A 13,216-nucleotide genomic window follows, 5' to 3' on the forward strand; every position below is an offset into this window, starting at 1 on the left:
TCAGATGCCTGCCTCTTCCATCTCTTTAAGGTAACGGTAGAGGGATGATTTTCCGATGTCGAGTTTCTTGGCTACTTCCAGCACGTTATTATCGTAACGGTTAAGGTAGTGCCGAATGATGCGGTACATGTACTCCTGCATACTCATTTCCTGGTTAAGCAAGTACTCGGGCCTTTTGGCATTGCCAAAGGTAAGGTTCCTGGGTTCAATGATGTTGTCCTCGCACATTACCGCGGCCAGTTCAATAACCGATTTAAGTTCGCGGATGTTACCCGGAAAGGGATATTCCAGCAACTTGGCCTGGGCTTCCTGCGAAAGCAAAAATTTTGGCAATTGGTTGTCTTTTGAAAACTGGTCGAGAAAATATTTGGCAATGAGTATTACATCGTTGCCGCGTTCGCGCAGGGGAGGAAGGTTTATGGGCATGCCCATAAGCCGGTAGTACAGGTCTTCGCGGAACTTGCCATTTTTCACTTCTTCGGCAAGGTCTTTATGGGTGGCCGTAATAATGCGCACATCCAGTTTAATCACCTGGTTGCCGCCAATACGTATTACTTCCCGCTCTTGCAACACCCGCAGTATTTTAGCCTGCAGCGAAGGATCCATTTCGCCAATCTCATCCAAAAACAACGTACCACCTTCTGCTTCTTCAAATTTTCCAATGCGCCTGGACACCGCACCGGTAAAGGAGCCTTTTTCATGGCCGAACAGCTCACTTTCCAGCAATTCACGCGGGATGGCCGCAATATTCACCGCTATAAAGGGTTTATTTTTTCGTTTGCTGTTATAGTGTATAGCCTTGGCTACCAGCTCTTTACCAGTTCCTGTTTCACCTGTTATAGAAACAGATATATTGGTGCCTACAGCTTTTTCGAGCAATTGAAACACACCTTTTAGCGCTATACTGTTTCCGATAATACTCTTTTCAAACTCGTACTTTTCGGTGATTTCCTTCTTCAGGTGATCGATTTCTTTTATCAGTGAGGATTTGTTGCGGGCGTGGTTAATGGAGTTTAACAGCCTGTCTTTAGTATCCTGATCTTTGGTGATGTAATCGTATGCACCTGATTTCAATAGCTCCACGGCAGTACCGATCTTCTCCTGGGCAGAGACTATGACCACGTTTATGTTCGGATCATAATTGCGGATTTGCTCCAACACGTTTTCTCCGGTCATATCCGGTAAGGAATAGTCGAGCGTTATGATTGATGGATTTTTGTGCAGGTTACTGATGCATTCTTTGCCTGTGGTATAGTATTCAACCTCAAAGTCGGGATTCAGGCCCAAAACATACTTCAGGAACTTGGTGTAGGCCACATCATCCTCTACTACAAAGATTTTAACAGGATCTTTCTCGTACATGTGTGTGTTGAATGGAGTAAGTTACAATAGTTTTTTTAACCCCTAAAAGTATAAAAACAGGCTTTTATTAGGCATTTTTGCATGGTCTTTTTTGGATTATGGTACCCGAACTCTATCAACTCGCTGCAACTGAGATGGAACTTGTTTACAAGTCGCCCATTTTGGTTTGCATATTGATAGCCGGTGCTGACGGAACGATTGACCGTAAAGAAATAAAAGAGGCCATAAAGTTTGCCGAAAAGAAAAAGAAAAAATCGTCTTCTTCAGTTTCTACCCTCATTCATGAAATTGCCACCGATTTTGAAGATAAACTAAAAATCCTTTTGCAGAATTATCCTTATGAATCCGCCCAACGAAATCCGATGATTGCCGAGGAGTTGATGCAACTCAATTCCATCTGGCCAAAGATTGACCGCACCTTTGCCGGAGAGTTTTATCAAACCTTGTTAGACATTGCTGCAAAAATCGCCACTTCCTCTGGTGGGGTTTTAGGGTATAATGCCGTGGGCGCAGAAGAAGCGCGATATGTAAACCTGGGCATGATCAACAATCCTGAAACAACTTGATTGCGGATGCCTAGATCGACAATTATTGGAAGCTCGGTTGTTCCGTTCCGCTTTGTTTTCTTTATGTGGTTGTGCTTTTTCCTGGAGCATAATTATCATTGGGCGATAAGCCAATACGGGATTCAACCCCGTACCCTTATTGGATTGATAGGCATATTTTTAGGCCCGCTTGCCCACGGTGACATCTACCACTTGGTGTCAAACACGTTGCCGTTACTTTTTCTCGGTGCCACGCTCTTTTACTTTTACGATCGCATAGCCAATGCAATATTCTTCCGCGCTTTTTTTTGGACCAATGCGTTGGTTTGGCTTTTTGCCAGGCCGGCTAACCATATCGGTGCCAGCGGCATTGTTTATGCGTTGGCCTTTTTCCTGATATTCTTCGGGCTGTTCAGGCGCGACTTTCTATCCATACTTATCTCGGTCATCACCATACTTCTTTACGGTGGAATTTTTTACGGAGTTTTGCCTGGCGATCCTCGCATTTCTTGGGAAGCTCATTTGGCAGGTGCCTTGGTTGGCATTACATCAGCGTTTACATTTAGTTCAAAAAAACGGGTGGGGTAATGGATGCTTCAGTAAAGAAAATAATGGCTGCATTAAAGGCCAGGAAATTTGATCCGGTTTATTTCCTTCAGGGAGAGGAGAGTTACTTCATTGACATTATTGCTGATCACATCGAACAACATGCATTGAGTGACGCTGAGAAAGGTTTTAATCAGGTAATCCTTTATGGCAAGGATGTTACCATGGCCACTGTGCTAACCAATGCCAGGCGATTTCCCATGATGGCCGAAAAGCAAGTTGTAATTGTTAAGGAAGCACAGGATATACAGGACTTAAATAAAGAGCTGGGAACCAAACTATTATTGGAGTATCTCAAACAACCGGTTCCGAGTACCATACTGGTATTTTGCCATAAGCATAAAAGCCTTGATAAGCGGAAAGAACTTGGAAAAAATATCGAGAAACTGGCAACCACTATTAGCGGGAAGAAACTTTACGATAATCAATTGCCCGACTTCTTAGCCGATTATGCCCGGGAAAAGCAGGTAAGCATAGATGGACAGGCGTTACAGGCGCTTTGCGAATTTGTAGGCAATGACTTAAACCGATTAACCAATGAGTTTGATAAAGTTACCATTGGTATGGCGCTTGGCGAACCCGTAACGGTAGATCATGTGCTGGCAAAAGTTGGTATTAGTAAAGAGTATAACATCTTTGAACTTCAAAAAGCCATAATACATCGTGATAGGCTGCAGGCGGCCCGCATCGTAAATTATTTTGAACGGAATACAAAAAAGAACCCGGTTATACCCGTAGTGGCTTTTCTTTACGCATTCTTTAGCAAACTACTCATCGCTTCCTCGGCTTCGGACAAAAGTGAGAAGGGATTGCTTAGTGTGTTGAAAATCAGTTCGTATGCTATACGTGATTATGCATTGGCTTTACGTTATTACCAGACATTAAAGATTGTTGAGAATATTTACCTTTTGAAAGAGGCCGACCTTAAATTGAAAGGTGTCAATACCGGCTCGGCAGATGAAGGTCAGTTGTTGCGCGAGTTGGTTTACCGACTGATGAATTAACTGAGCGGTGAATACAGCGTTGTTTTGATTCTTATCTTTTATTTTGTTTACCTTTGAGTCCGTGCACACGTCACGCATTTTTTTAACTTTTATTTTTGGTCTGCCGTTTGCAATATTTTTTACCGTTCGAAGTTCTAAACAAGAAACGACTGTTGTGGCAAGATTGAATTTGCTTGTAAGCGTTGTCTTATTAAGCTTTATTACCCATAGTGCTTTTGCGCAGGACCAACTTTCGAGGGGGCGATTGGATAACCTTTACAAAAAGGGACTTGAATTGGTTAACCTGTCTAACTACGGTGCTGCCCGCGAGGTGTTCACTCAGTATTTACAACAATCTGCCGGTCCGGATACCCGAAGGGCAGAGGCTGAGTACTACCTGGCATATTGTGCCTTAAACCTTGGGCATAGCGATGCCGAAAAACGCATTGAAGATTTTATTGACTCAAACCCGGCTAACCCAAGAAGCATTACCGCTTACCTGGACCTGGCAAATTTTTTCTATAACGAAAAAAACTATGCAAAAGCTTCAGCCAGCTATGCTAAAGTAAACATCTCGGCCCTCACACCTGACCAACGAACCGAGGCAAACTTTAAATGGGGCTACAGCCTTTTTAGCCAAAAAAAATTAGATGAGGCATTGACTAAGTTTAATGCAGTAAAAATCCAGAACAGCGAGTATGCGGCCGCAGCCAATTACTATGCAGGCTTCATTGAATTTGCCAACGGCAACTATGATGACGCTTACACCGACTTAAAACGGGCTGAATTAAATGCATCGTATGCCACCGTTGTCCCGCAATTACTGGCCAACGTACTGTACAAGCAAAAGCGTTACGATGATCTGATCCAGTATGAAATTGCTTTGAGGCCCCGTGCAACTACCATTACCAATTACTCGGAAATTTCCATGCTTGCGGCTGATGCCTACTACTTTAAGAAAGATTATAGCAGTGCGGTAGCCGCTTACGAAACCTACCTGAAAGAAAACAAATCTAAAGCACCGGCATCTTTACTTTACCGGGCAGGCCACGCATATTATTCATTAGGTCAGGATGATAAGGCAATCGAATACCTTAAGAATTCTGCCACCTCCAGTGATTCCGTAGGTTATTATGCATCGTATTACCTGGGCATATTATATCTCAAGCAAGGGAATAAACCATTTGCTTCAACATCGTTTGACAATGCCCGTAAGTATTTAAAAGATAAAGACCTGGTTGAAGAGAGCACCTTTCAGTATGCTAAGGTATCGTATGATTTGGGTAAGCCTGATCAGGCCATTGCAGAATTCGAACGTTTTCTCAAGGGCTTTCCTTCCAGCACATACACAACTGAAGTGAAGGAATTGCTAGCCCAGGCCTACGTTAACGGAAACAATTACAACAAAGCCATTGAATATATTGAGTCCTTGCCGCGCAGGTCGCAAGCGGTGGACCAGGCCTACCAGAAAGCAACCTTTTTGAAAGGATCAGAACTTTTTAATAAAGACGACTATGAAGGTGCTGAACAGTTTTTTGATAAATCGTTGCGCTACCCGATAGCAGCAAACTATACTGCATTAGCAAGCTTTTGGAGTGGCGAGGCTTACTCCCTCAATCGTAAATATGAGGAAGCTATAAAGCGTTATCAAAAAGTTGTTTCGCTGGGTACTGGGGCTGAACCCGAAACGCTGGCCAAAGCCCGCTACGGGTTGGCGTATGCTCATTTTAATCTTCAGCAATACGAACAGGCGCTCTTTAATTTTAAGGATTTTACGAATCGCTCCCCTAAAAGTGGGGCCATGTACGTAGATGGGCTGGTACGCCTGGCCGATTGCTATTATGTGCGTAAAGTTTATCCCGATGCACTTTCAACATACAACCGGGCACGGCAGCTTAATTCGCCCGATGATGATTATATCCTTTTTCAAACCGGTGTTATTAATGGCATACTAAGAAACTATACCGATGCACGAAACCAGTTTTCCGTATTAATATCCAGCTATCCCAAATCACAATACCGCGATGAGGCAATTTTTCAACGCGCACAATTTGAAATTGAACAAGGTAACTATGAAGCCGCTGCCAACGGACTTACACAGCTCATCAATGAAGGTGCAGGCAGCCGGTTTTTACCCTACGCTTATATGCGCAGGGCTGCATCCTATTTTAACATGAAACAGTACGACCGGACAGCAAACGATTATGCTGCCATACTTCAAAAATTTCCGCAACACCCCGTAGCACAGCAAGTGTTGCTTCCCTTGCAGGAGGCCCTGGGGCTTGCCGGCAGGAGTGGCGAGTTTGAAAATTATCTGGCCCTTTACAAAAAGGCTAACCCTGAAAGCAAGAACCTTGAAGTGGTTGAATTTGAAGCAGCCAAAACCCTTTACTTCGATCAGCAGTATGCACGCGCCATTACAGCCTTCAATGGCTTTTTGATTAACTACCCACAAAGTTCCCGCATTCAGGAAGCCCATTACTACCTGGCTGAATCGCATTACCGGCAACGTGAATTGGAGAAGGCCCTTTCCATTTACACAGCCCTTAGCAGTGACCCAACGTTTAGCATGCTCAACCGGGTGGTAGCGCGTATGGCTGAAATCGAGTTCAGGCTAGGGCGCTATGAAAAGGCCATTGTAAGCTACCGCAGAATGGAGCGACTGGCGGTAAATAAAAAGGATCAGTTCAATGCCTGGTCCGGCATGATGGATTCTTTTTTCTTGTTGGCGCAATATGATTCAGTGAATGCCTATGCGAATATCATTCTTGAAAAAGGTAATATAAATGCCGGTGCCCAAAACAAAGCCACCTTGTATTTGGGTAAATCGGCCATGGCCCGTGGACAGTATGATGTGGCCAAAGATGAGTTTATTAATACCCTCAACACGGCCCGCGATGAGTTTGGGGCAGAAGCTAAATACCGCCTCGGTGAAATATTTTTCCTGACCAAAGAATACAAGCAATGCTATGAAACATTAGTGGGCATTGATGCTGAGTTTGGTGCCTACGAAGAATGGGTTGGCCGTTCGTTTTTATTGCTGGCAGATAATTTCATCGCCATGAACAATGTCTTTCAGGCCAAAGCAACGCTGCAGTCACTCATTGACAAGTTTCCGCTACAGCATATAAAGGATGCTGCAAAGGAAAAGTTGAGAAAAATAAATGCTGACGAAGATTCACGTAAAAAACAAGTGGCCGCAGACACAGTTGGTAACAATTAGGCTGGTAAACCATGAAAGAACCTAAAATTTACAGTTACATTTTTACACTTCTGATACTGGTTAGTGTAGCACCGGCAGCAGTGGCCCAACAGGAAGATGATGTTCGGATGAAGCCCGTTGAGATTGAAATTGTAAAGGAGCGGGAAATAACCCTTCCACAGGCAAACCGATTGTTTGATAAAATTCCACCACGCCCGGTTGAACCGATCAAGCCCGAGATAACTTACAATTTCAGACCATTAACATTTACTACGCCTGAGTCCAATCCGGCCATCCGTCCGTTACGCTTAAAGCAAGAAGACTCGAAAGCGGTAAATGGAGGATTTGTAAGTGCAGGGTATGGTAATTATGCATCACCTTACCTCGAAGCATTTGTAAATTCAAAAGAGAACAAAAATAAACTGATTGGCGCGCATGCTTTCCTCAACAGTTCTGGTAAAGGGCCGGTGGATGGAAAAAATTCCGGTAGTGGTAATTCCGGCCTTTCCGTTTTTGCACAAACCTTCAGTAAGGAGTTTGCCTTTCAGGGTAATGCAGGTTTTGAAAACCTATCTACCCATTTTTATGGTTACCCCGAAGGTGAAAACGTGCTGCGTGATACCATCCGTCAATCGTACAATCTTTTTACTATAGGCCTGGGCATTACCAATGCCCGCAACACCGATTTTTCCTACAACCTTGGCGGGAACTTCAGTTTTTTAAACGATAAGTTCGAGGCTAGTGAGAGTACGGTAGACCTGAACTTTTCAAGTGCCTATAAAATCGGTAACGATAATGCCATTGAACTGAAGGCTTTTTATACCTTAATCAACCGGAAAGATGAGGGCATTGATAAGAAGGCACGCAATCTCTTTCAGGTTAACCCGTACTATTCATTCAGGACACAAGACAACCTGAAGCTACAGGTAGGAGCCGTGCTTGCCGTAGAGAATGATACCCTTGATGCCAAAAACCTGCACCTCTATCCTGATGTAAAGGTTACCTATCCCTTAACGCCATCGATTGATGTAGTGGGCACATTAACCGGAGGCATTGAACGCGTTTCCTTGCAGACCTTGATGCGCCAAAACCGATGGCTTAATGCCGCCATACCCATTTATCACACCAATAAGGTATTTGACTTTCAGGCTGCCTTGAATATGCGACTGAACAGTAATGTATTTGTAAACACCGGACTTTCTTTTGCCAGCCTGAAGAACCTGTACTTCTTCGTGAACAATGACGATAACCAGGCAAAATTTGATATGGTGTACGATGAAGGTGCCACAAAGCGCACCAATCTGTTTGCCTCCATGAACATGAATTACGGCAATACTGCACGGTTAAGCCTTCGTGGAGATTACTTTAGTTATAATACAGGTTCCCAAGCAGAAGCATGGCACCGGCCAGCGTATAGTTTAACCCTTGGCGGTCGGTACAACTTAAAAGGTAAGTTGGCCTTCAGTTCTGATATTTTGGCGTTGGGTGGCATTAAGGCACTTGACCCGGTAACGTTGCAAAGCGTTAAGCTCGATCCTGCCTTTGACCTTAACTTCAGGGTGGAGTATTTCGTGTCCGACAAGTTCTCTGTGTTTGTAGATTTGAACAACATAACCTCCAACGCGTACCAGGTGTATTTCAATTACCCGGTGCGTGCCTTTCAGGCTATGGGCGGTATAACCTGGAGTTTCTGATGAGCGAGTGCACACGTTTACACCTATTTGGATGCCTCAAAAATTCACTTAATTTTGTACATACCAACTTTTGAACCTTCATGGCAAGAAGAAAAAAGCAAAACGAAGAAGACATATCAAACGAAAATACGGGTAACGACTCCGATGATTCCTTCGGTCTTCCTGAAATAGAATACGAACCCATCCGCAGGGACGAGCCAACCGAAAGCACCTCCGCATCTTCAGGCGACAATGAGCCACAACCTCAACAAGAGGAGAATAGTTATACGGGGTTTGGACAAGACCAGCAGGAAGAGCCGGTTTCTGAGGAGCCTTATCGCTACACCCCATATCAGGAAGAATCATCCATATGGCCCAAAGTATTGGGCATACTGTTCGTTATCGTGCTGGCTTTAGGGGCTACATGGTATTTTGTTATTTACCAACCAAAACAAAAAGAGCGCATGGCAGCCGAGCAGGCTGAAGCAGCTGCCCGTGAAGCTGCCCGTAAAGCCAGGGAAGAAGAGGAAAACCGACTTCGTTTGCAACGCCAGGCCGCTGAACAGCGCAGGCTTGATTCATTGGCGGCTATTCCAAAGGAAGGTTCCATCGAAACACTATCGGAACGCACGGGCCGTTATTACGTTATCATTACCAGTGCACTGGACCGTGACCTGCTTATGGATTATGCAAAGAAGTTAAGTAATGAGGGTGTGAGCACTAAAATAATACCTCCATTTGGTAAGCATAAGGTTTCGCGCATGGCTGTTTCAGAAGGCGATACGTTTGATGCAGCCCAAACCAAGGCAAATGAACTGAAAGCCCAGTATGGTGATGGTGTGTGGGTACTTAAGTACTGATTTTTTACCCTTAAGGGAACGTATTTTTTAATTTAATCCTTTCTACTGACATCATGATGTTGCTACAAATCATGACTGAGACAAGCGGATCAGAATCCGTAAGCCAGTCATTATCGGTTATTGACCTTACCTTGAAGGGAGGTTTTATGATGGTGCCCATTGTAATACTCTCCTTTGTTGCCATATATATATTCTTTGAACGTTTCCTTACCATCCAGAAGGCCAACCAGGATCCGAATGCATTTATGCATAAAATAAAAGAACAGGTATTGAAAGGCGATATTAACGGAGCAAAACTTCTCTGCTCACAAACCGATTCGCCCATTGCGCGTATGATCGAGAAGGGCATCTCGCGCATTGGAAGCCCGCTAAAAAACATCGAAGCCTCTATTGAGAACGTTGGTAAGATTGAAATATTCAAATTGGAAAAGAACCTCTCAACACTCGCCACTATTTCAGGCGCAGCCCCAATGATGGGTTTCCTCGGAACGGTAATCGGTATGGTTAAGGCTTTCATTTCCATTTCACAACAAGAGGGGTCAGTGAGCCCCAAACTTCTTTCCGATGGTATTTATACAGCCATGATTACAACCGTAGCAGGATTGATTGTAGGCATTATTGCTTACCTGGCCTATAACTACCTGGTGTCGCGCGTGCAGAAAGTAATCCATAAAATGGAGTATACCTCAATTGATTTTGTTGACTTGTTACAAGAACCACGATGAAACTAAGTTCGAAAAACAAGGTTGAGCCGATGTTCAGTATGTCCTCCATGACAGACCTGATCTTTCTTTTGCTCGTGTTTTTCATGTTAACATCATCATTTGTTACGCCATCGGGACTTCCGGTAAACCTGCCTTCTACAAAGTCCAGTACTATTGAAATGCAAAAAGTTTCCGTTACAGTAACCAAGGACCTTCAGTATTACGTTAATGAAAAGAAAGTATCCAAGAGTTTACTGGAAGGCGAGTTGAAAAGCAAACTTACCGGAAAAGGCGGCTCCGTTGTATTGCATATTGACAAAGATGTGCCGTGGGGTGAAGCCATGTACGTTACCGGAATTGCCACAGCCCTTGAAGCAAAGGTAATAGCCGCTACAAAACCTAAATAGATTCCGAAAAGTGTATTCCGAGCAAAATCATATCACAGAAGAACAAGAAAAGCAAAACAAGCGAATAGCATTAGCTACTACTATTGGCGTGCACGGTTTGTTATTGCTTGCTTTCCTGTTTGTAGTCGCCTGGCGCGCACCAAATCCACCGCTTCCGGAATATGGAATAGAATTAAATTTCGGAACCGATGATGTTGGCTCGGGACCGGTACAGCCAACAGAACCAGCGGGCTCAACGCAACCTTCGCAAGATGAAGTAGAGCAAGCCAAGAATGATCAGCAACAAGTGGAAGAGAAACCCCAGGTAGAAGAATCAAAACCTCAGGAAGCTAAACCAATTGAGCAACCGGTTGTGACCAAACAGGAAAGCCCGGTAACGCTTAAAGAAGAAAAGAAAGTTGACCCTAAGCCGGTTGAAAAGCCTAAGGAAAGGGAACAAAAAGAAGTTGTAAAAACAGAAACGAAGCCCAAAGAAACGGTTACCGAAGCTAAGAGCGCCACCAAGACAACTGCGGATAAAACTACAACAGACAATAAAGAAGGTAAGCCGGTTAGTCATGGTGATGACGCCAACAAAACAGGCGATAAAGGTGACCCGAAAGGTAAAATTGATGCCGATGCACTTTATGGCAAACAAGGTGGTGGGGCAGGAGGTGCAGGACTTGATATTGAAGGATGGACTTGGGATTATATTCCAAAACCAACTATTCCAAGTAGTGAATCCGGGGGGCGTATTGTGTTTGAAATAAGAGTTGATGCTGCGGGTGAACTAGAAGGTTACAAAGTAATTGTAAATACTTTGCACACGAAAGAGGCTGAGTATGCTTGTCGAGAGGCCATTGAAAAGCTAACTTTTACGAAAAAAGATGGGGCAATCATACGTTCGACAACAACTGGTACAATTACCTTTCTTATCCGGTCGAACTGATTCAAGAATAGGAAGGGACATTTTAATTCACTATTGAATAAAATTATAGGTATATTCGTTTATGGACATCGTACAAAAAAAAATTCAGCTTATCGAGTGGCTTACCCGGGTAGAGGATGAAGAGCTCATTCGGATTATTGAACAAGTCCGAAAGGATTCAGTAAACGATACCTATAAAACTAGAACTCCATCTTCTTTAGCAGAAATTGAAAAGAAATTAGATCGGGCAGAAGCTGACATCGCGTCAGGACGTATCTATTCTCAGCGAGATATTGAGACTTATTTTAAACGAAAGGATTAAAATTTGATCGTTGCCCGAGTAATCTGGACGGAAGAGGCATTCGTGGATTTGGAATGTATTCATGAGTTTATAGCCCAGCACTCACCAAAAAACGCTCATCAAATTATCCAAAACATACTTTCCCGCACACATCAGCTTGAAGAGTTTCCGCAATCAGGGGCTATCGAGCAGACTTTGGTCAAAAGAAATCAAGAGTACAGATACCTTGTAGAAGGTAATTATAAAATTATTTATAGTTATCATGCCCAAATTCAAACGGTATACATTAAAGTAATATTTGATACACGAAGCGATCCGGAAGAATTGTTGAAAGTAACTTAAGAAACTCACATTTGGAATTTGGCGGTATCCCATGCAGTTTTGCGCCTGCATGACCTACCAGCAAACGCTCGATTTTCTATACGCCAGCTTACCGATGTTTCAACGGGTGGGGGCTGTTGCGTATAAAAAGGATCTTACCAACACCCTGGAACTTTGCCGCATGCTGGGTGATCCGCACCGTAAATTCAAGAGTATACATGTAGCCGGTACAAATGGAAAAGGAAGCACTTCCCATATGCTGGCATCTGTATTGCAATCTGCAGGATATAAAACCGGACTATACACATCACCTCATTTAAAATCCTTTACGGAGAGGATTAAGATTAACGGAGAGGAAGTGACAGAGCAATTTGTAATTGACTTTGTAGAACGGATTAAGCCACACATCGAAACACTCAGGCCTTCTTTTTTTGAGATCACGGTAGCCATGGCCTTTGATTATTTTGCCAGGCACCCGGTAGATATAGCCGTAATTGAAACCGGGTTAGGCGGCCGGCTGGATTCAACGAATGTTATCACACCAGTCGTTTCTGTGATTACCAACATCGGTTACGATCATATGGATTTATTGGGCAATACCCTGGAACAAATCGCCACGGAAAAAGCCGGTATAATTAAACAGGATGTTCCGGTAGTCATCAGCGAAACACAACCTGATCTTGCTGGTTTATTCAAGTCGGTTGCGCGTGCACATGCAGCAAGAATACATTTTGCCGATGAAGATATTACATGCAGGAGAACTTCTACGGGTGTAATGGAGTGTTCTGTAAACCATGTTAATGAATCCTTTAATCTTCCACTTCTTGGCAACTACCAACAGCGAAACGTTTCGGGTGTTTTAAAAGCCCTGCAGGTACTGCAAAGCCTTGGTTATTCGATTAGTCTTGATCAGATTAAGCATGGGCTTGAACATGTGGTTACACAAACCGGATTAAAGGGGCGCTGGCAGCAACTTGGTCAAGCTCCGCTTACCGTATGCGACACAGGGCATAATATTGATGGCGTTAAAATGATTGTAGAACAAATTGAAACACTCGACTACAGAAGATTGCATATGGTATGGGGAATGGTGAAAGATAAGGATCGCGAAGCCATCCTGAATGTATTGCCACGTGAGGCCTGTTATTATTTTTGCCAGGCCAATATACCACGTGCCTTAGATGCCCATACGCTGGCCAATGAAGCCATGGAGTTTATGCTTATGGGAGAAGTAGTGCCGGATGTTAACGAAGCCTTGAGCAAAGCAAGGTCGCGGGCATCGGCTGAAGATTTAATATTTATTGGTGGCAGCACCTTTGTGGTGGCAGCGTTAAATGAGCTTTAG

Annotated in this window: 13 protein-coding genes; 12 read left to right on the plus strand and 1 reads right to left on the minus strand. The window is 43.8% G+C overall.

The window, feature by feature from the left end:
- Window positions 1-1,362: a sigma-54-dependent Fis family transcriptional regulator gene (locus KIT51_10285; protein UYN85284.1), complete on the minus strand. Its 1,362-nt coding sequence runs from the start codon at window positions 1,360-1,362 to the stop codon at window positions 1-3.
- 98 nt (window positions 1,363-1,460) lie between these two features.
- Here KIT51_10285 and KIT51_10290 point away from each other — a divergent pair, with 98 nt between their 5' ends.
- From KIT51_10290 to KIT51_10345, 12 genes are all read left to right on the plus strand, one after another.
- A complete protein-coding gene (locus tag KIT51_10290) occupies window positions 1,461-1,928 on the plus strand; it encodes a hypothetical protein (GenBank protein UYN85285.1) in 468 nt (155 codons plus the stop codon).
- A gap of 63 nt (window positions 1,929-1,991) precedes the next feature.
- Entirely contained in the window at window positions 1,992-2,495 is a 504-nt protein-coding gene (locus KIT51_10295; protein UYN88555.1) for a rhomboid family intramembrane serine protease, read from the plus strand.
- Window positions 2,495-3,517: a DNA polymerase III subunit delta gene (holA, locus tag KIT51_10300; protein UYN85286.1), complete on the plus strand. Its 1,023-nt coding sequence runs from the start codon at window positions 2,495-2,497 to the stop codon at window positions 3,515-3,517. The genes KIT51_10295 and holA overlap by 1 nt, the downstream gene beginning before the upstream one ends.
- Window positions 3,518-3,671: 154 nt before the next feature.
- Window positions 3,672-6,719: a tetratricopeptide repeat protein gene (locus KIT51_10305; protein ID UYN85287.1), complete on the plus strand. Its 3,048-nt coding sequence runs from the start codon at window positions 3,672-3,674 to the stop codon at window positions 6,717-6,719.
- Window positions 6,720-6,730: 11 nt separating this feature from the next.
- Complete coding sequence (locus KIT51_10310; protein ID UYN85288.1) at window positions 6,731-8,392, plus strand: hypothetical protein; 1,662 nt, start codon at window positions 6,731-6,733, stop codon at window positions 8,390-8,392.
- Between the two features lie 80 nt (window positions 8,393-8,472).
- Window positions 8,473-9,231: a hypothetical protein gene (locus tag KIT51_10315; protein ID UYN85289.1), complete on the plus strand. Its 759-nt coding sequence runs from the start codon at window positions 8,473-8,475 to the stop codon at window positions 9,229-9,231.
- 53 nt (window positions 9,232-9,284) lie between these two features.
- On the plus strand, window positions 9,285-9,956 hold the full coding sequence (locus tag KIT51_10320; protein ID UYN85290.1) for a MotA/TolQ/ExbB proton channel family protein: 672 nt from the start codon (window positions 9,285-9,287) through the stop codon (window positions 9,954-9,956).
- Window positions 9,953-10,342 (plus strand): biopolymer transporter ExbD, encoded by a 390-nt coding sequence (locus tag KIT51_10325; GenBank protein ID UYN85291.1) that lies wholly within the window; start codon window positions 9,953-9,955, stop codon window positions 10,340-10,342. The genes KIT51_10320 and KIT51_10325 overlap by 4 nt, the downstream gene beginning before the upstream one ends.
- A gap of 10 nt (window positions 10,343-10,352) precedes the next feature.
- On the plus strand, window positions 10,353-11,270 hold the full coding sequence (locus tag KIT51_10330) for a hypothetical protein (protein UYN85292.1): 918 nt from the start codon (window positions 10,353-10,355) through the stop codon (window positions 11,268-11,270).
- 61 nt (window positions 11,271-11,331) lie between these two features.
- Complete coding sequence (locus tag KIT51_10335) at window positions 11,332-11,571, plus strand: hypothetical protein (GenBank protein UYN85293.1); 240 nt, start codon at window positions 11,332-11,334, stop codon at window positions 11,569-11,571.
- Between the two features lie 3 nt (window positions 11,572-11,574).
- Window positions 11,575-11,892 (plus strand): type II toxin-antitoxin system RelE/ParE family toxin, encoded by a 318-nt coding sequence (locus tag KIT51_10340; protein UYN85294.1) that lies wholly within the window; start codon window positions 11,575-11,577, stop codon window positions 11,890-11,892.
- Window positions 11,893-11,941: 49 nt separating this feature from the next.
- Window positions 11,942-13,216: a bifunctional folylpolyglutamate synthase/dihydrofolate synthase gene (locus KIT51_10345; GenBank protein ID UYN85295.1), complete on the plus strand. Its 1,275-nt coding sequence runs from the start codon at window positions 11,942-11,944 to the stop codon at window positions 13,214-13,216.

The organism is Cyclobacteriaceae bacterium (assembly GCA_025808415.1).
Classification (GTDB): Bacteria; Bacteroidota; Bacteroidia; order Cytophagales; family Cyclobacteriaceae; genus UBA2336.

What these genes read in the sequence shown, in the direction of transcription:
- KIT51_10310 (UYN85288.1), top strand. Translation starts at nt 6,731, where the DNA reads ATGAAAGAACCTAAAATTTACAGTTACATTTTTACACTTCTGATACTG.
- KIT51_10345 (UYN85295.1), top strand. Translation starts at nt 11,942, where the DNA reads ATGACCTACCAGCAAACGCTCGATTTTCTATACGCCAGCTTACCGATG.
- KIT51_10295 (UYN88555.1), top strand. Translation starts at nt 1,992, where the DNA reads ATGTGGTTGTGCTTTTTCCTGGAGCATAATTATCATTGGGCGATAAGC.
- KIT51_10290 (UYN85285.1), top strand. Translation starts at nt 1,461, where the DNA reads ATGGTACCCGAACTCTATCAACTCGCTGCAACTGAGATGGAACTTGTT.
- KIT51_10320 (UYN85290.1), top strand. Translation starts at nt 9,285, where the DNA reads ATGATGTTGCTACAAATCATGACTGAGACAAGCGGATCAGAATCCGTA.
- KIT51_10315 (UYN85289.1), top strand. Translation starts at nt 8,473, where the DNA reads ATGGCAAGAAGAAAAAAGCAAAACGAAGAAGACATATCAAACGAAAAT.
- KIT51_10335 (UYN85293.1), top strand. Translation starts at nt 11,332, where the DNA reads ATGGACATCGTACAAAAAAAAATTCAGCTTATCGAGTGGCTTACCCGG.
- KIT51_10285 (UYN85284.1), bottom strand. Translation starts at nt 1,362, where the DNA reads ATGTACGAGAAAGATCCTGTTAAAATCTTTGTAGTAGAGGATGATGTG.
- KIT51_10325 (UYN85291.1), top strand. Translation starts at nt 9,953, where the DNA reads ATGAAACTAAGTTCGAAAAACAAGGTTGAGCCGATGTTCAGTATGTCC.
- holA (UYN85286.1), top strand. Translation starts at nt 2,495, where the DNA reads ATGGATGCTTCAGTAAAGAAAATAATGGCTGCATTAAAGGCCAGGAAA.